Origin of the sequence: Collinsella sp. AF05-9 (genome assembly GCF_003465595.1) — a bacterium.
GTDB lineage: Bacteria > Actinomycetota > Coriobacteriia > Coriobacteriales > Coriobacteriaceae > Collinsella.
In genome coordinates this window covers 16267-32359 of sequence record NZ_QSBB01000020.1, presented here as the reverse complement: position 1 = coordinate 32359, position 16093 = coordinate 16267, and the positions used below count along the sequence as shown (strand labels likewise).

Annotated in this window: 18 protein-coding genes and 1 tRNA gene; 8 read left to right on the top strand and 11 right to left on the bottom strand. The window is 57.5% G+C overall.

Annotated features, from left to right (window positions below):
- The first annotated feature begins 95 nt into the window (after window positions 1-95).
- A complete protein-coding gene (locus tag DWV43_RS06935) occupies window positions 96-362 on the top strand; it encodes a DUF1778 domain-containing protein (RefSeq protein ID WP_089572439.1) in 267 nt (88 codons plus the stop codon).
- Window positions 359-832, top strand: a complete 474-nt coding sequence (locus tag DWV43_RS06930) for a GNAT family N-acetyltransferase (RefSeq protein WP_117817541.1) — start codon at window positions 359-361, stop codon at window positions 830-832. The genes DWV43_RS06935 and DWV43_RS06930 overlap by 4 nt, the downstream gene beginning before the upstream one ends.
- A 121-nt stretch (window positions 833-953) precedes the next feature.
- Here DWV43_RS06930 and DWV43_RS06925 read toward each other — a convergent pair whose 3' ends face one another.
- Genes DWV43_RS06925 through DWV43_RS06915 form a run of 3 tightly spaced genes read right to left on the bottom strand, consistent with a single transcriptional unit; the run spans window position 954 to window position 2594 of the window.
- Complete coding sequence (locus DWV43_RS06925) at window positions 954-1679, bottom strand: metallophosphoesterase (RefSeq protein ID WP_117817543.1); 726 nt, start codon at window positions 1677-1679, stop codon at window positions 954-956.
- Complete coding sequence (locus DWV43_RS06920) at window positions 1676-2314, bottom strand: metallophosphoesterase (protein WP_117629951.1); 639 nt, start codon at window positions 2312-2314, stop codon at window positions 1676-1678. The genes DWV43_RS06925 and DWV43_RS06920 overlap by 4 nt, the downstream gene beginning before the upstream one ends.
- Before the next feature lie 40 nt (window positions 2315-2354).
- Window positions 2355-2594: a hypothetical protein gene (locus DWV43_RS06915; RefSeq protein WP_117817545.1), complete on the bottom strand. Its 240-nt coding sequence runs from the start codon at window positions 2592-2594 to the stop codon at window positions 2355-2357.
- Between the two features lie 159 nt (window positions 2595-2753).
- Between DWV43_RS06915 and DWV43_RS06910 the strand changes: the two genes are divergently transcribed.
- Window positions 2754-3065, top strand: a complete 312-nt coding sequence (locus tag DWV43_RS06910) for a hypothetical protein (protein WP_117817547.1) — start codon at window positions 2754-2756, stop codon at window positions 3063-3065.
- Window positions 3066-4108: 1043 nt separating this feature from the next.
- On the opposite strand, the gene DWV43_RS06905 is transcribed toward DWV43_RS06910, so the two are convergent.
- From DWV43_RS06905 to DWV43_RS06895, 3 genes are all read right to left on the bottom strand, one after another.
- Complete coding sequence (locus tag DWV43_RS06905; protein ID WP_117817549.1) at window positions 4109-5320, bottom strand: type II restriction endonuclease; 1212 nt, start codon at window positions 5318-5320, stop codon at window positions 4109-4111.
- The gene (gene dcm, locus DWV43_RS06900) at window positions 5298-6473 is read right to left on the bottom strand and encodes a DNA (cytosine-5-)-methyltransferase (RefSeq protein ID WP_117817593.1); all 1176 of its coding nucleotides are present in this window, start codon (window positions 6471-6473) and stop codon (window positions 5298-5300) included. Before dcm ends, DWV43_RS06905 begins: the two co-directional genes overlap by 23 nt.
- Before the next feature lie 184 nt (window positions 6474-6657).
- Window positions 6658-7284 carry a type IV toxin-antitoxin system AbiEi family antitoxin domain-containing protein gene (locus DWV43_RS06895; RefSeq protein ID WP_117817596.1) on the bottom strand — a complete coding sequence of 209 codons (627 nt, stop codon included), beginning with the start codon at window positions 7282-7284 and terminating at the stop codon, window positions 6658-6660.
- Window positions 7285-7833: 549 nt separating this feature from the next.
- On the opposite strand from DWV43_RS06895, the gene DWV43_RS06890 reads away from it, so the two are divergent.
- From DWV43_RS06890 to DWV43_RS06880, 3 genes are read left to right on the top strand one after another with little or no spacing between them, the layout of a single operon-like run.
- Window positions 7834-8376 carry a DUF4342 domain-containing protein gene (locus tag DWV43_RS06890; protein ID WP_117817551.1) on the top strand — a complete coding sequence of 181 codons (543 nt, stop codon included), beginning with the start codon at window positions 7834-7836 and terminating at the stop codon, window positions 8374-8376.
- Window positions 8377-8394: 18 nt separating this feature from the next.
- Window positions 8395-9180: a response regulator transcription factor gene (locus DWV43_RS06885; protein ID WP_117817553.1), complete on the top strand. Its 786-nt coding sequence runs from the start codon at window positions 8395-8397 to the stop codon at window positions 9178-9180.
- Window positions 9164-10459, top strand: a complete 1296-nt coding sequence (locus tag DWV43_RS06880) for a cell wall metabolism sensor histidine kinase WalK (protein WP_117817555.1) — start codon at window positions 9164-9166, stop codon at window positions 10457-10459. The genes DWV43_RS06885 and DWV43_RS06880 overlap by 17 nt, the downstream gene beginning before the upstream one ends.
- A gap of 296 nt (window positions 10460-10755) precedes the next feature.
- On the opposite strand, the gene DWV43_RS06875 is transcribed toward DWV43_RS06880, so the two are convergent.
- The gene (locus DWV43_RS06875; protein ID WP_117817557.1) at window positions 10756-11130 is read right to left on the bottom strand and encodes a VOC family protein; all 375 of its coding nucleotides are present in this window, start codon (window positions 11128-11130) and stop codon (window positions 10756-10758) included.
- Between the two features lie 11 nt (window positions 11131-11141).
- A complete protein-coding gene (locus tag DWV43_RS06870; RefSeq protein ID WP_117654890.1) occupies window positions 11142-11429 on the bottom strand; it encodes a PTS sugar transporter subunit IIB in 288 nt (95 codons plus the stop codon).
- Window positions 11430-11592: 163 nt separating this feature from the next.
- Between DWV43_RS06870 and DWV43_RS06865 the strand changes: the two genes are divergently transcribed.
- Window positions 11593-12216 (top strand): hypothetical protein, encoded by a 624-nt coding sequence (locus DWV43_RS06865; protein WP_117817559.1) that lies wholly within the window; start codon window positions 11593-11595, stop codon window positions 12214-12216.
- 31 nt (window positions 12217-12247) lie between these two features.
- A tRNA-Leu gene (locus DWV43_RS06860) sits at window positions 12248-12332 on the top strand.
- A gap of 345 nt (window positions 12333-12677) precedes the next feature.
- Here DWV43_RS06860 and DWV43_RS06855 read toward each other — a convergent pair.
- From DWV43_RS06855 to eno, 3 genes are all read right to left on the bottom strand, one after another.
- Window positions 12678-13679 (bottom strand): hypothetical protein, encoded by a 1002-nt coding sequence (locus DWV43_RS06855; RefSeq protein ID WP_117817561.1) that lies wholly within the window; start codon window positions 13677-13679, stop codon window positions 12678-12680.
- 20 nt (window positions 13680-13699) lie between these two features.
- Window positions 13700-14461: a septum formation initiator family protein gene (locus DWV43_RS10355; protein WP_233539220.1), complete on the bottom strand. Its 762-nt coding sequence runs from the start codon at window positions 14459-14461 to the stop codon at window positions 13700-13702.
- A 196-nt stretch (window positions 14462-14657) separates the two neighbouring features.
- Window positions 14658-15947 carry a phosphopyruvate hydratase gene (gene eno / locus DWV43_RS06845; RefSeq protein ID WP_117646214.1) on the bottom strand — a complete coding sequence of 430 codons (1290 nt, stop codon included), beginning with the start codon at window positions 15945-15947 and terminating at the stop codon, window positions 14658-14660.
- Window positions 15948-16093: the final 146 nt, after the last annotated feature.

Below are 16093 nucleotides of genomic sequence, written 5' to 3'. Positions count from 1 at the left end.
CCCCCTCCCCCCCCCCCCCCCCCCGACGAGTGCGTAATTCTGTATCTTGTTATGTACGGAATAGTTCCGTACAATGATGCAAAGGAGGTTTTACCATGCCAACAATTGAGAAGCAACGCCGTATGGATCTAAGGCTGACCGAGCGTCAACGCCTTACTTACGAGCGCGCCGCGGCCTTGCGCGGGCAGACTCTCACCCAATGGGCCACGGCTCACCTTGACGAGAGCTCCGCACGTGACATCGCCGAGGCGTCAACAACCTATCTTTCTCCTGATGGTTTTGATGCATTTTGCGAAATGCTCGACTCACCCATGCCCCAAGCCGCAAAAGCGCTGCTTGACCGTAAAGCGATTTGGGAATGAGCACGTTTACCAAGCCCGTTCAACTCCCCGTTGGTCAAGGCATCGAGGCTTTCCACTGCGGTAATACCCTTGTAGACGGATGGGCTAAAAACAGATCAGCCTCGGCGCGAAGAAGAGGGTCGGCGGTTATATACGCATCGTATTGCGACGGCGCAGTCGCCGGGTTCTATACGCTATGTACGCACTCCGTAGCTCGCGAAAATGTTGACGGAGGATGGTTCGTTCGGAACTCCCCTTCCCAAGTTCCCGCAGTGTTGCTTGGAATGATGGGGGTTGATGAGAAATTCAAGGGACTTGGTCTGGGAGCATCGTTGCTCAAAGATGCCATCGAAAACGCCTTGAAAATTTCTGCCCTAGCGGGAGCGCGAGCTTTGGTTGTCGATCCAGTAGATGATGAGGCGGCAGCGTTCTATGCGCATTTCGGCTTTGCAACCCTACCCGGCACCAACCGAATGGCGTTGAAACTCTAGACCGCCAGCAGCATCTCCTCCAGCTCCCAGTATGTCTTAAGTTACCCTACAGATAATGACTATTGCCAAAATGTAGGGTAACTACCCAAGACATCATACGAAGAGCTCGCTATGCCTGCCCCTACGCAACGTCCCGGGGCTGGAGTTCGTCGCCCAGGCGAACGATGCAGTCGTAGAGCACGGTGTGGCGCTCGGCCGGGTTGGCATCCCGATGAAAATGCCCGTAGTACCAGCGCTTGTAATCCAGGCGGTCTTCTAGCTCGTCGAAAAATGCCGTAAGCCGATCGACATCGGGGTAATTCCAGCCGGGCGCCGGATAGAGCGTGGGCGAGAGCATGCGCGTAGAGCAGGTGTGGGTGATCACGTAGTCAACCTTCCAGTCCACGCTATCGAGCTTTGCCCGCGCTTCCTCAAAGTTACGCTCACCCGGCAGTTCCTGCGGCCACCAGCTGGAATACGGGATGCGGTATTCCTTGTCCACACTCGTGGCGCCGCCCATGGTAAAGATCGTTGAGCCGTCGAGCTCAAAAACCTCGCCGCGCGTCAGGCGCCGTATGGGTGAGGTATCCGACAGGCGCTGCGTTAGCCCACCGTGCCACGATTCCATGGGGCGCTCCGCCCAATGGTCGAAACGTTCGTGGTTGCCGTCGACAAACAGCACGGTATAGGGGCGCGACTCCAGCCAAGCGATGTCGGCACATTCCTCGGCAGAGAAATCCCAGGGAAAGCCAAAGTCGCCCGCGACAATCAGATAGTCGTCGCTCGTCAGGCTATCCCCAAGGTCCCAATCGCGCAGCTTTTGCATGTCGAGGCCGCCGTGAATATCGCCCGTCACATAGACCGTCATCGGATCACCACTTCCCTCTTATAGGCTTCGAGATCGCGCTCGACCTGTTCATCGTCCGTAACGTTGACCCACCACGGCCACTTAACGCACTGCACCAGCTCGTCTACCTGCGCAAACCATAACTTGAGCTCATCCAAACTTACCGGGGCGTAACCGTTGGCGTCCACGCCCACGTCATAGCGCAGCAGCCCCTGCCGAAGGTTGAACTTGTTATACGCGCCGCCGCAGCTATGGATATGCCCGTGCAGATGCCAGCTGCCGTGCGACATGCCCTGCCAGTCGACCATGGGATAGTGGCTCAGCACGATTTTCTGCCGATCGATTTTGAGCACGCAAATGGGCGGCTCGACGATAAAAGCATCCGCTACGGCAGGCTGCGTCCAGTCTTTGTCGTGGTTGCCGGGTAGCAGGTGGACGTGCTTACATACGATGCTTTTACGCAACTCGTAGGCCTCTTGGACCGTCATCTTAAAGCTGAAGTCGCCCAAAATGTAAAGCTCGTCGTCCGCAGCGACTTTGCTATTAATGCTCGCGACCATGGCGTCGTTCATCTGCGCAACATTCGACCAAGGCCTGTCGGCGAGACGCAGCATGTTCTCGTGTCCAAAGTGTGTATCGCTGGTAAACCAGATCACGGGGACCTCCTAACGCTGCGGGGCATCCATCCCTTAGGGCTTACCCTTCGTTCTTCCATCCAAACGGGTCAAACACCCAAAAAACCAGATCGAGCACGCCGCCGGTCATCATGGCGCCGGCAAGAGCCATGCAAACGTGTAGAGAGCTGGCGCTTCGAAGCACGTCAAATGGCCCCAAAACAGCCAGCAGCGCGACCGCTGCGCCGGCTACGCACAGCGCAAGGCACGGTCCTGCGTCCTTGACGCACTTCTTTGCGAGATGCTTGGTGTTGTCACTCATCAATATCGAACTCCTTAGAGGGTCGTTGTTCAGATGCATGCCGCCGTGGCAGAGCAAGGCGGCAGGTTAAGTGTCACATGTCGTGCGGACATGCTTGAGTTACCCTACAATTAAATGGATTTGATAGAATGTAGGGTAACTACTCGGAAAGGAGGCACCATGTCAGTCTTAGAAGATGTCCTGGAAGAGGAATACGCACGCTCGAGGCGCCTCTTGGACCTCATGGAGCAAGAGATTGCCCTCCTTCCAAAGGGCAGCATCCGCATGCGAAATATAAAGGGCCACGAATACTGCTATCTCAACTATCGAGTTGGCGACAAGGTCAAAAGCGACTATGTCCCCGCTGCAGAAGTTGATGGGCTGCGAGCCAAAATCGAACGCCGAAGGGCCCTTGCGGCCGCCATCAGAGAACAGAAGCGATCTCAAAAGCAAATCAAACGTGCGTTGGGGAGGGTGCCGGATGTTGACTGAGCAGCAACGAGCTTTCTTAAAAGTACTCGACCTGGTCGAGAAAGCAGGGTGCATAGACCACGTTATCCTCATCGGGCCCTGGGCGGAGTTTGTCTACAGCAAGGCAATCTCGATGCCGAAGTGGTCATAAACCCACAGAACGCCCTAAGTCCAAAGCCTGCCCATCAAGAAGTCGACTGCAGAGACGATTTTGATGCCGTCGATGTCGGTCGGATGGCTCCCCCGGCGAACGATGATGATCTTCTCGTAACCACCGGTGATCTTCTCGAGCGACCTGAGCTCAAATGGACGCAGCTCGCGCTTGCGCGTCGCCTCCTCGTCAGTCGACTCTGTAACTTGGATGTCACGAAAGGCAATCAGCTTCTCGAGATATCTCGATTTTCAAGAACCGTCCAGCCGTTCATCACTCGCCCCAATTTGCAAGTTTTTCTCATGGGATGAGAAGAACTTGCGATTCTTGCAAGTTTTTCTTACGTTATGGCACGGTCTTGCATGCTCACCGCGGTCCATTTGCAGCCGGATTCTAATGAGACAGCAGCCGGCAGCAGGCAACGCAATTGACGGCACAAACCGGCTCTTCGTAGTCACCCCTCCAGAGGCGCTAGACGAACTGTCGTGAAGCATCTCGTTTACAAAAGGAGAGTCGGAGAGTTCAAGAACGCAAGGCTAGTCTCTTTGGTAAAGATGGGGATGTTGGCAAGCGGGCGAATAAGAGACTACTTAAGCATCGGAAAATGTAGGGTGAGTCATTTCATAAAACATGGCAGCCGAATGGCGAAGTGGGAATCCTAAAGGGAGGCGCGACAAGGCACGACTCAAATGTCGCAACTGCGAATGCGGGCGCACTAACACGCTCGCGGCGGAATAGATATCGACGATGAAGGCCAACGCCGGCGCGCACTCCAGCACCTCCCCAACATAGAACAAAACCAAGCTCGAGCTCACTCACTTCAGCAGAGCGACGGCAAGGTGACCTATTTTATTAATGCAACTCGATCAAATAATCAATGCCCAAAAGAAGTAGAACCTCAGTATAGAATTGCCTACCGACGTTCTTTCTCGACCAACAGTTGACAAAACTCGCCGACATCCATCAGCCAGTTTTGCTGTTCAGTGGTATATGAGCCAAATACAGGACGAGGCACAACCAGTTGAAGATTATGTTCACGCATCGAGTCTGTATATTCGGTGCTCACCGCCACATCGAGCGTGATTAAATGCTTATTCTCAATTCTATTCGCCTCTTCCAATACTTGACGCCAGCGTTCTTTTACAGTCGTCTTTGCACCAAGCATAGTCAGTTTTTCGACAGGATATAGCGGTTTTTTATAGGCATCAATCGACGGCATAATGAAATCCGGCCTTGATTTGCCCTCAGTATACGGCTGAGCAGAATAGCTTATGCCCCATCCCTTAAACAAGTACTCAAGCTGATGCTCGAACGCAGTCCCCGCACGCGATTTCCTTCGCTGGAAAGCCGACATCGTAGTCCGCAACACGCCATCAACATCAAGGTCGTTCCCTAAATAGGGAGCCAAATCACGCTCAAGAAGATGCCTCTCGAAGACCTTAAAAAGAACTTCTTCTCGCTCATAACAATCAAGAAGGCACTTATCGGGTTCGTTTATCCAATCAAGCTCACCCAAAGTCGAAATTGAATACCTCGTAAAGTCAATCCCTTTGGGGAAAGAGTCTCCAAACTTTTCGACCATTTCGTCCAAATACGCAACAGCCGATGTGGGAAGCGAAACCTCGATGCCGATCGCTTCAAGAATAGACGCGGCGATTGCATCTATGCGCCTATCATCCGCAGTTGATCGCGAAAAGCCGCTATCTTCAACATCGTTCAAGCCGAAAAGCCATCTCAACTGGCATTCAGCATTTGACCCCTGTCTAGCAAATACGATCAAAAGGCCATGCTCGTCTGAAGGCGCAATGACCATCAGGTCGCCTACCCTTGAGGCTCGTATCGCTTCGCTATCGTTGTAATAGAGTCTGTATTCCGTCCTAGTCGGATGCTTCCTGCGTGCGTCATACCAAGATGTAAACCCGTGATCAAACAAAGGTTCGGCGTCATCGCTGAGAAATGCAAAAGTTGTTGGTATGTTCCTTATGTCATCATCGCCGAATAAGGAGCGAAGCTCAGCGGTTCCATTGAACTCATGCTGGTTGCTGCGTTTTCCATCAATATCCACAGCAACAAGCTTCTTAGCAACCGCGCCGTCAAAATAACTACTCAGAACTCCGTAGTCCATCGAAATACGCTCCCATCATCAGCTTGGCAACTGCGCGTACGGCTGGAACGGTAACAGAGTTACCAAATTGATGATATGCCTGCGTGTCCGAAACCGGAATAATGAATTGGTCAGGAAACCCTTGAAGTCGGGCGCATTCACGTGGCGTTAGCTTGCGAGGATTCTCCCCTTCACCACGCGAAACGAGAATCTCGCTTCCATCCTTGTGATATCGCGCTGAAAGCGTCCTTGTCGTGTCATCGGGCCCGACCGTGCTATAGCCAAAGCCATTACCCGCCGCCTGATGCTTCTTCTTATATGCGCGCAGATAAGCCCACAATTTGTCGGAAAGAACATATCGATCATCGGGGTCGTCCTCAAGAATCTCTCCGACGGTGTGCCCACCATCCCCGAGCTCTAGTCGATCCCAGTCAAAATCAGTTTTTTCCTTAAAGCCAACTATATAGATGCGTTCACGATGCTGACAGGTCCAGTTCTTGCTATCGAGGACTTTGTAGTACACATCGTAGCCAAGTTCATCCTGGAGGGTCTGCATAATGATCCTGAAGGTCTTACCGCGATCATGGCTTGTTAAGTTCTTAACGTTTTCCAACAAGAAAGCGTCAGGCCTCTTATCACGGATGATGCGAGCAACTTCAAAAAATAAAGTTCCCTGCGTCTTATCCTCGAAGCCCGTAGCACGCCCCATTGATTTTTTCTTTGAGACACCCGCGAGCGAGAACGGCTGACATGGGAAGCCCGCTAATAAAACGTTAAATTTAGGGATATCCTCCGAACGAACATTGTGAATATCTCCAGCAGGCTGGTCACCGTAATTCATGCGATACGTCTTCTGCGCATATTTATCCCACTCACAAGAAAAAACGCATTCGCCGCCAAGCTCTTGAAACGGCAAGCGAATTCCACCGATGCCGGCAAATAGGTCAATGTAAGTAAAGGGAGCGTCCTTTCGATCACCCTGTGCAAATGGCGCTTGATAACCCAAAGATCGTATAAAAGCGAGTTCCGTAGCAGAAGGACTGGTCTCACCAGTCTCCCAACGCCGGACAGTTCTATCGCCATTGGGCCCCATCCCAAGAGCAGCGGCGAACTCCTTCTGAGTAAGCGCGAGCTCCTTACGTTTGGAGGTTATCTCTTCCTTTACGTCTTTCATGCTATCCAATCGGAACAAACTACGGACGAACTGTCCGCTAATTGACACAGCGACATCAAGCTTAAATGCGAATCGCACCGGTTGCAATACTTCGATGCAGGCCTTCAATAGTCACTTAGATTAAAGAACCGTGCGGACAAACAATTGTCTCGACTTGCAGTTAGCAAACATCAGGCCTGCGCACTCAGGTACAACCCAGCACAACCAGCAATGGCCTCATCAGTTCGCGTCGTTTGGCGGTTTTAGAGTTCTTCTTTACGAGATCTTTCAGCCGCTGCGTATCGAGCCCACGCCCAAGCGCATCGTGATAGGCATCGATGATTAATGAAGGGTCCTCACCATCGAGGCAAAGATCGACAAGCGTGCGCTCGGGTTTAGTTACCGGCAGGCCGTCGAGCCAAACGATATCCCGCTCGGCAATCTCGCGCTTTACAAAAGAAAGGGATTCGTTTCTTGTATTAATACGCGTGGGCGCGGTCATCCTGTAGGGAGACAGGTAGAAATCGCCCATTTGCTGCAGGTTCGCCGCAGTCGTACCGCTCACGGCGATGCCATCCCACTGACGTTTTCTCTCCCACGCGCAAAGGGAGGGATTGGTGAGCTTCCAAAAGGCGTTGAGCTCGTCGGTGTCTCGGCGCTGTGTTCCAGACATCCGGTAGGCGCCGTGGCATATCCGTTCAAGACGCCCCGCACGACATGAGTGTGCCAGCGCATCTCGAGAGATGTCCATGCGAGCCGCCTGAGCTGTGGTGAACACACCCTCGCTCTCGGAGAGCTCGATTATCGCCGTTATGTTGCTAAAGTACTTCATGTTGCAATTGTAGGATATTTTCATACTTTTACAACATGATTATGATCCATTAGATCCGTTTGCCTTGTTTACCCCATTTCTGACGCCGTTTTGCACCGGCACCCCATCCCCCGCTATTGAGGTCTAATACTTTTCCGCGAAGTGAACGGCTGTTTTTGGACCCCTGAAACATCCGCATTTTTCGGCGGCAAAATCGTGGGATTTCAGCATTGAAACCGCAGGAAGCGGCACCTCTAAAGTGTCGATGCTTCGGGGGTCCGTTTTCACTCATTCACTTCTCGGAAAAGTATTAGACCTCGCTATCAGCTATCCCAAAGATCAGACCGCCCCTCCTTCACGCCACGCAAAACCTGCCTTTTCTGCCCCTGCCCGCCTCCGCACCACCCAAAAACTCATCCAACATTAATCTTGGCTCAAGAATCGCTTAATCTATAACCTGCACTATAGAGTTCGACCAAGAGCGGGGCGGCGCAACGCAAACCGCCGAACGCAACGCTCGCGCCCGAGCAAATTGCCCGGCGTCGCGCCCATCGAACGAAAGGACAGGTCATGGACGACCTCGAAAAAGTTGAAACCATCCGCACCAAGTGCAACGTGAGTTACACCGATGCCAAGGCGGCGCTCGACGCTGCCGACGGCAACGTTTTGGATGCCATCATTTGGCTCGAGTCGCAGGGCAAGACCCAGACCACGTCGGCGCATGCCGCCACCGAGTCCGCGCCAGTCGATGAGCCCTCTGCCGAGATGGTCGCCGCGCAGGCAGCCTACGAAAAGTCGAGCGAAAAGACCGACTTCTCCAAGAAGATGGACAGCGCGTGGGAGTACCTCAAAAAGCTCTTCCGCCTGAGTCTGGACACCAAGTTTATCGCCACGCGCCGCGATGCGATCATCCTCAACATCCCCATCCTGATTCCCATCGTCGCCCTGTTTGCCTGGGGCGCCACGATATGGCTGATGCTGCTTGGCCTGTTCTTTGGCATGCGCTACCGCATCGATAGCGACGGCGACGTGCCCGGCAGCATCAACAACCTGATGGACAGCGCTGCCAATGCCGCGGACGACATCAAGCAAAATCTGAACGACGACAAGTAATCGCAGACGGGGGCACGCATGGCACGAATCCTGATCGTAGAGGACGAGGAGAAAATCGCCCGCTTTGTGACACTCGAGCTGGAGCACGAGGGCTACCAGGTGGAGCACGCCGCCGACGGACGCACCGCCGTTGACCTGGCGTTGGAGCGCGACTACGATCTGATTCTGCTCGATGTACTGTTGCCGCAGCTCAACGGCATGGAGGTGCTGCGGCGCATACGTAAGCACAAGGATGTGCCAGTGATCATGGTCACCGCGCGCGATGCCGTGATGGACAAGGTTGCCGGGCTCGACGCCGGCGCCGACGATTACCTGACCAAGCCGTTTGCGATCGAGGAGCTGTTCGCACGGATCCGTGTGGCGCTGAAGCGCTCGGAAGCCGTGCGGGCGGCTTCGGGCGTTGGCGGCGCCGGGGCCGGGGCGGGCGTAGCGAGCGGCACGGCCGCCGGTATCGCCACAATGTCCCCGGCAACCGACACGGCCCAGACCGCTGCCACGCCCTCCCACGCCGCACTTACCGTTGGCTCAGTCGTGCTCGATCCCGACCGCCGCGAAGTCACAGTCGGCGGCTCGCCCATCGCGCTCACGGCTCGCGAGTTCGACGTCCTCGCCCTGCTTATGGCGCATGCCGAGACCGTGCTCACGCGCGAGCGCATTGCTCACGAGGCGCTGGGCTACGACTACGTGGGCGATACCAACAACGTCGATGTGCACATCGCGCACCTACGCGCCAAGATCGAGGACGGCGGCAGTACCCGCATCATCCAGACCGTGCGCGGGGTGGGCTATGTCTGCCGCGCGTAACGACGAGGCTAAGCGCGTCACCTCCATCGCCCGCGCCATCAACTGGAGCTATATGTGGCGCCGCTTGGTGAGCTACGTCTGGCTGGATCTGTTACTGCTGCTTGTTGCGGCGGCGATCCTCGTCTATGGCTACAACCAGACGCTGCCCGATGGCGCGTTTACCGTGGGATGGATCCCCGGCGCCGCCGTTCGCAGCATGTCGCTGACCCCCGCGCGCGGCTGGGACCTGACAACGCTCACCTATACCGTCGAGCTTGCGCGCACCACCAAGACCTTCCCCCTCGCGCAGGACCTCGTCGCGCTATGGCCTCTCTACCTTGTCGTTGTGGGTTGGCAGGTCATCAGCGTGCTCAACATGCTCGGCGGCGCCCGCCGCGTGCGCCGCACTATGGCGCCGCTCAACGACCTGGCCTTGCGTGTGGACGAGCTCGGCCGCATGCAGCTCGCCGGCGGCAAGATGGAAACGCTGGAGCAGGCCATCGAGCGCGCAAGCGTCGACTCGCCGAGCGTCACCACCGGCGACGCCGACCTGGCGAGCATCGAGGTCGCACTCAACCGCCTGCTGCGCCAGATGCAAGAGGCAAAGCTGCAGCAGATGCGCTTTGTCAACGATGCGAGTCACGAGCTGCGCACGCCCATCGCGGTGATTCAGGGTTACGTGAACATGCTCGACCGCTGGGGCAAAGACGACCCGGACGTGCTGGCAGAATCCATCACCTCGCTCAAAGCCGAAAGCGAGCATATGCAGGAGCTCGTGGAGCAGCTGCTGTTTTTGGCACGCGGCGATGCCGGTCGCACCGTGCTGCGGCGCGCGAATACCAACCTGGCTGCACTGGTCGGCGAGGTTTGCGAAGAATCACAGATGATCGATGCCGGGCACACATATCGGCTGGCGTATGATGCCGCACTTACCGGCGACCCGCGCTGCAACGCATCGGTTGACGTGGCACTCGTGAAGCAGGCGCTGCGCGTGATCGTGCAAAACGCCGCCAAGTATTCGGACGCAGGCACAACCGTCACGTTTGCCATAACACCCGATGCGGGCACGGGCGCGATTGACATAAGCGTTGAGGACGAGGGCATCGGCATGAACCAGGAATCCGCAGCTCACGCGTTTGAGCGGTTCTACCGTGCCGACAACGCACGCGATGCCGGCGCACAGGGCTCGGGCCTGGGGCTCGCTATCGCCAAGTGGATCGTCGACAGCCACGGCGGCGTCATCGGCGTGACCTCGGTCGAGGGCGTCGGAAGCCGCTTTACGATTCGCCTGCCACGGTAGGGATGCCCCCTCGTGGATCGAGGTCTAATACTTTTCCCGAGAAGTGAACGACCATATTCGGACCCCCGAAGCATCCGCATTTTTTTCCCGCAAAATCGCAGGATTCCAGCATCGAAACTGCAGGAAACGATGCCCTTAAAGTGTCGATGCTTCGGGGGGCTGATTTGTCTCGTTCACTTCTCGGAAAAGTATTAGACTTCGGTTTTTGACCGTTGCAAAAGTCGATCCCTCGGCATAAATAAAGGGATAGGGCCACACGGCCCTATCCCTTTTTGCTAACTAAAGCAGCTTATGCGCTACTCGCGGCACAGGTGCACGGCGAAGCCGGCGAACTCGCGCTTAAAGTACACGAGTTTGGTGCTACCGTCGGGCAGCAGCGCGCGCGACTCCTCGTTGACCTCGAGCCCGCGCTCGGCAAACCACTTCTCGGCCGCATCGATGTCGTTGACGGCAAAGCCGATGTGGCCCTTGGTGCCACGACCGTTCTGCTTCATAACCTCGATCAGCGAATCGTTAAAGTACGAAACCGGGGTCTCGATAACGGGCAGGCCCATCATCGTCGAGAACAGCTCCGCGATCTCCAGGGCGTCTGCCGGGTCGGTGGCGTTAATGCCCACATGGGCAACGCGCATACCAAAGAGCTCTACCGGATTGGCGTTCTGCTCACTCATGCAGTCAGCGCCTACTGAGCCATGACGTCAAGAACGGCCTTCTCGGCAGCGACGCGGTTCATGCCGGTCATGAAGGGCACGCCACTCACGTACGGGCAGGTGAGGCCCTCGGGGGCAACGGTGGTGGCGATCAGCAGGTCAGCACCCTCGTCGCAGTAGTCCTTGGCCTCGGAGATGGCACACTGCACGATCTCATACTTGCCGGCATAACCATTGGCGTCGAGCATGGTGGCGACCTTCTGGGCAACAAGCGTGGAAGTAGCAGCGCCAGCACCGCAAGCCAAAACGATCTTCTTCATAGGTAATGTCTCCCTTCATGGTTTACTTTAGGTAAGTGTACCGCAGCGAGCGATGGCACTCAGCCTCGATGAGCTTTTATGCCAGTTTGCTTGCGCGCTGCGTATAATACATCTAGTACGTGTTGTCATACCGCTCGCTTTATGAGCGACTAAGGATCCTAACATGCCCGATTCCCGCACACTCTGGACCGCCGTCGTTATCATCTGTATCGCCGTGTCGGTGTTCTTTAGCGTCAAAAAACGCACTACGTTTAAACGCCTGCAACAGTTGATGGCCGCCAAACAGTGGGCCGAGTTCGATCGTTTGCTCGACGGCAAACTCACCAGCATGCTGTACCCGCGCTACAACCGCGACTACCTGCGTCTGAACTCCTATCTGCTGCGCGAGGACCACGAGCGCGCCGGCGAGATGTTCGACCTGCTGCTGGAACTCAACCTGCCCAAGATGCAGCGCGTCGACCTGGTGATTAAGGCCTTTAACTACTATGTTGGCCAGGAGAACCGCAAAAAGTCCAAAGAGCTGTTGCGCGAGATCAAGGGCTTTGAGGGCGGTCAAGCCGAGGCGGTTGCACACGAGTGTCAGCTGATGTACGACACGATGATCCTCAAGCGCCACAACGACATTCCCGAGTTGGAGCGCATGCTCGAGGATGTCGGCGACGACCCGGTCAAGCGCTGCCGCCTGGAGTACCTGCTGGCCCTGCAGTACCAAAACAAGGGCGACGAAGCCAAGTTCCAGGAGTTCCTGGAGAAGTCGGGCCAACACTCGATGGCCGTCAACGCGTAACGGACGGCTTGTGCTAGACTTCTAGTCTCACGGGGGCGTGGCGGAATTGGCATACGCAGGAGACTTAAAATCTCTCGCCGCAAGGATTGTGGGTTCGAGTCCCACCGCCCCTACCACGTAGTGCTTACGAGCCCGTGTCCCCCAGGGATGCGGGCTCATTTCTTTAAGATGCCGGTGGGGCTCGAACCCGCGAGGGGGCGAGCGTCAAGCAGACGCGCAGCGTCCGCAGCGAGCCGGCGAGGGCGCCGGCAGGCGGCCGAAGCCGGTGCGGATTTGCGCGGCAAATACGCAGACGTCCCACCGCCCCTACCATTTGGCTTTTACGGGCCCGTGCCCCCTGGGGATGCGGGCTCGTTTCTTCTGGATGCCGTTAAGCCTCTAAGTTGCGATGGAATAGTTCCTGTTTTGGCAGTTTATCAGCCCATTTAGGAACTATTTCACCGCAACTTATGAGGGGATGGTTAAAGGGCGCTGAGGCTGGGGGTCCAGCCGATGGTGGGTAGCTCACCGTCGAGAACCTCGTTAATGGTGGCGGCCATGCCGGCAAGCAGGCTGTTCTCGCTTACGGTGAGCGTGTCGTAGCCGCCGGCTCGCATAAGCTCGCGAATCACCACGGCACCAGCCAAGATCACGCCCGCGCGTTTGGGCTGTACACCCGGTAGCGCGGCGATGCCTTCCGCGTCCAACACAGACATGCGCTCGATAGCGGCCGAGACCTGCTCCAGCGACAGCTCGCGTAGGTGCACAAAGCTCGAATCGTACGGTTCCAGCTCGTGGACCAGAGCCACCAGCGTAGTCACCGTGCCGCCCACCGCGACTAAGCGTTCGGCGCGCTCAAAGTCGACAGGCAGGCCCTCAAAATAGGCGGCGAACTGCTCGCCTGCCCACGCGGCAGCGGCAGCAAGCTCGCCATCCGCGGGCGGCAACGCAGAGAAAAAGCGCTCCGTCACGCGACGGCAACCGATGTCCAGCGAGCGCGTTCCCTCCAGCGCAAAGACGCCGCGCTCCGGAGCGTATACGCCCGTCGCGAGTTCCGTGGACCCGCCGCCCGAATCCGCGACGATGATGCGCTCGCCGGCAAAGTCGTGCGCCACGCCAAAAAACGTCAGGCGCGCCTCGACCTCGCCCGGAATCACCTGTGGTTTGAGCCCCAACTCGCGCAGGCCGTCCAGCAGCAGCGCGGCATTGGACGCATCGCGCGCGGCACTCGTGCACGTGGTGCAGACGCACACGGCCCCAAAGGCACGGGCCTCGTCCACAAACATGCGGCACGCAGCGAGCACACGCTCGACAGCCGCCTCGCAGAAGCGCCCCGTCGCGTCCACGCCCTCGCCCAGGTCGGTAATCTCGGTATGCTTGGACGATTCCACAATCGCTCCGCCCTCGACCTGGGCCAACACCAGTCGCGACGACACCGTTCCCAGGTCGATCGCGGCCACCTTATAGCGTTTGCAATTTGTCATTGCGGGCTCCCCTCCGGGCGCTATTTGCCGTTGGACACGACCGTCTGGCCCTCGACGCCGTTAAACCCAAACAGCATGTCGAGCGCCTGGATGTACCACGGCGCGTCCTTGCCGACTTCTTCGATTTCCTTGGCCACTTCGCTGGCCTTCTTGGCGTTTGAGGACTTTTTGCTCGACGACGAGTCCGAATCGTCGTCCAAGCCTAGCACGTCAATCTTCTTCTCGCCGGGCATCACCAGGCCCAGGTCCTCGGACGCCGCGTCCTTGATACCCTCCTCCGAGAGCAGCTTGTCGACGCTTTTTTGCAGCTCATCATTGTATTGCTGGCGAATCTCGACCTGCTTGGCCAAGATGTCGCTCGAGCGTTTTGCCACGTACAGGTCGCGTACGGGAAAATACAGGCTCACGAGCGCCAGCGCCACCACGATACCGATAAACAGCGGACGCAGAGAGCCATGCGTAAAGTCATAGATCGCCTTGACCACCGCATTGTCGTTGGCGTAGCGCATAAAGTCCGAGCCCGAAAGACGGCTCGAAGGCCTGCTCGACCTGTCGTGCGTCTGGGCCGAGGGACGCGACGCATGTGTCGAACGTGCTGGGCGCACCGGTCCATCTGCCAAGGTATTTGATTGAGCATTGGGGCGCGAGGTACTTGCCGGGCGCTGCGTGGAGCGGTCGGCGCCGGCATAAGCGGACCCACCGAGCTGCACCGTGCGCGCACGGCGAGGCGACGGCTCGCGCGAACCGGCGGAATAGTACCTGTTGTCGTAAATCTGATCCATGTGCGCCTTGTGCGGTTGAGGTTTGTTTGCGCTAAGTCCTTTAGTTATAGCACGAGCACCCGCACCGCCTTCGCCAGCCTTTGCTCGACATAAAAAAGGCGCTGAGCCATATGGCCCAGCGCCCAATGGTGCTCAACAGCGCCCGGCTGGAGCAAGGCGAATCCGAGTCTTCCCCGCCCCCGCGAGCTCCGCGTGCCTAGCGAATGTTGTAGAACGCGGCCTTGCCGGCGTAGTGCGCGCTGCCCTCAAGCTCGTCCTCGATGCGGATGAGCTGGTTGTACTTGGCGATACGGTCGCTGCGGCACGGGGCGCCCGACTTGATCTGGCCGGCGTTGACGCCCACGACCAGGTCGGCGATCGTGGAGTCCTCGGTCTCGCCGGAGCGGTGGCTCACGATGCAGGCGTAACCGGCCTCCTTGGCGGTCTCGATGGCCTCGAGCGACTCGGTGAGCGTACCGATCTGGTTGACCTTGACCAGGATCGCGTTGGCGGCGCCCAGCTCAATGCCCTTCTTAAGGCGCTCGGTGTTGGTGACGAACAGGTCGTCGCCCACCAGCTGCACCTTGTTGCCAATGCGACGGGTGAGCTCAACCCAGCCGTCCCAGTCCTCCTCGGCCATGCCGTCCTCGATGGAGATGATGGGATAGGTGTCGACGAGCTTTTCCCAGTAATCAACCATCTGGGCGCTCGTGTACTCCACGCCCTCGCCCTTGAGCTCGTACATGCCGGTCTCGGCGTTGTAGAACTCGGTCGAGGCCGGGTCCATGGCGTACATGAAGTCGACGCCGGGCTTAAAGCCGGCCTTCTCCACGGCCTTGGTGATGTACTCGAACGGCTCGGCATTGGTCTTGAGGTTGGGCGCAAAGCCGCCCTCGTCGCCCACGCCGCCGCCCAGGCCGGCCTCGTGCAGCACGCCCTTGAGGGTGTGGTAGACCTCGGCGCACCAACGCAGGCCCTCGGCAAAGCTCGGGGCGCCCACCGGCATGATCATGAACTCCTGGAAGTCAACGTTATTGTCGGCATGGACGCCACCGTTGAGGATATTCATCATAGGCGTGGGCAGCAGGTGGGCGTTGACGCCGCCCAGGTACTGGTACAGCGACAGGCCCGCCGACTCGGCAGCGGCGCGGGCAACGGCCAGCGACACGCCCAGGATGGCGTTGGCACCGAGCTTGGTCTTGTTGGGGGTACCGTCCGCGGCAATCAGCGCGGCATCGACGGCGCGCTGGTCGAAGGCGTCGAGGCCCACGACGGCGTTAGCGCACTCGTTATTGACGTGCTCGACGGCCTGCGAAACGCCCTTGCCCAGATAGCGGCCCTTGTCGCCGTCGCGCAGCTCACATGCCTCAAAGGCGCCGGTCGAAGCACCCGAAGGCACCATTGCGCGGCCAAAGCTGCCGTCCTCGAGCACGACCTCGACCTCGACGGTGGGATTGCCGCGGCTGTCGAGCACCTCGCGACCGTAGACGTCCAAAATATCGCTCATGTTGTCTCCCTCTCACTTGGAAACGGGTTGAATGCTTGGCGACACGGCTTGCACGCTACAGCGGCGCGCAGGTTCATAAGTTAGCCTTATCGCACTTTTTGCATTATGCCCTAAGTTAGCCAAGGGATACAATCTTTTTAAAAATA

Coding starts and splice junctions, on each gene's coding strand:
- DWV43_RS06935 (WP_089572439.1), top strand. CDS start 96: ATGCCAACAATTGAGAAGCAACGCCGTATGGATCTAAGGCTGACCGAG.
- DWV43_RS06895 (WP_117817596.1), bottom strand. CDS start 7,284: ATGAAGTACTTTAGCAACATAACGGCGATAATCGAGCTCTCCGAGAGC.
- DWV43_RS06890 (WP_117817551.1), top strand. CDS start 7,834: ATGGACGACCTCGAAAAAGTTGAAACCATCCGCACCAAGTGCAACGTG.
- DWV43_RS06905 (WP_117817549.1), bottom strand. CDS start 5,320: ATGGACTACGGAGTTCTGAGTAGTTATTTTGACGGCGCGGTTGCTAAG.
- dcm (WP_117817593.1), bottom strand. CDS start 6,473: ATGAAAGACGTAAAGGAAGAGATAACCTCCAAACGTAAGGAGCTCGCG.
- eno (WP_117646214.1), bottom strand. CDS start 15,947: ATGAGCGATATTTTGGACGTCTACGGTCGCGAGGTGCTCGACAGCCGC.
- DWV43_RS06925 (WP_117817543.1), bottom strand. CDS start 1,679: ATGACGGTCTATGTGACGGGCGATATTCACGGCGGCCTCGACATGCAA.
- DWV43_RS06875 (WP_117817557.1), bottom strand. CDS start 11,130: ATGAGTGAGCAGAACGCCAATCCGGTAGAGCTCTTTGGTATGCGCGTT.
- DWV43_RS06930 (WP_117817541.1), top strand. CDS start 359: ATGAGCACGTTTACCAAGCCCGTTCAACTCCCCGTTGGTCAAGGCATC.
- DWV43_RS10355 (WP_233539220.1), bottom strand. CDS start 14,461: ATGGATCAGATTTACGACAACAGGTACTATTCCGCCGGTTCGCGCGAG.
- DWV43_RS06855 (WP_117817561.1), bottom strand. CDS start 13,679: ATGACAAATTGCAAACGCTATAAGGTGGCCGCGATCGACCTGGGAACG.
- DWV43_RS06915 (WP_117817545.1), bottom strand. CDS start 2,594: ATGAGTGACAACACCAAGCATCTCGCAAAGAAGTGCGTCAAGGACGCA.
- DWV43_RS06885 (WP_117817553.1), top strand. CDS start 8,395: ATGGCACGAATCCTGATCGTAGAGGACGAGGAGAAAATCGCCCGCTTT.
- DWV43_RS06865 (WP_117817559.1), top strand. CDS start 11,593: ATGCCCGATTCCCGCACACTCTGGACCGCCGTCGTTATCATCTGTATC.
- DWV43_RS06880 (WP_117817555.1), top strand. CDS start 9,164: ATGTCTGCCGCGCGTAACGACGAGGCTAAGCGCGTCACCTCCATCGCC.
- DWV43_RS06910 (WP_117817547.1), top strand. CDS start 2,754: ATGTCAGTCTTAGAAGATGTCCTGGAAGAGGAATACGCACGCTCGAGG.
- DWV43_RS06870 (WP_117654890.1), bottom strand. CDS start 11,429: ATGAAGAAGATCGTTTTGGCTTGCGGTGCTGGCGCTGCTACTTCCACG.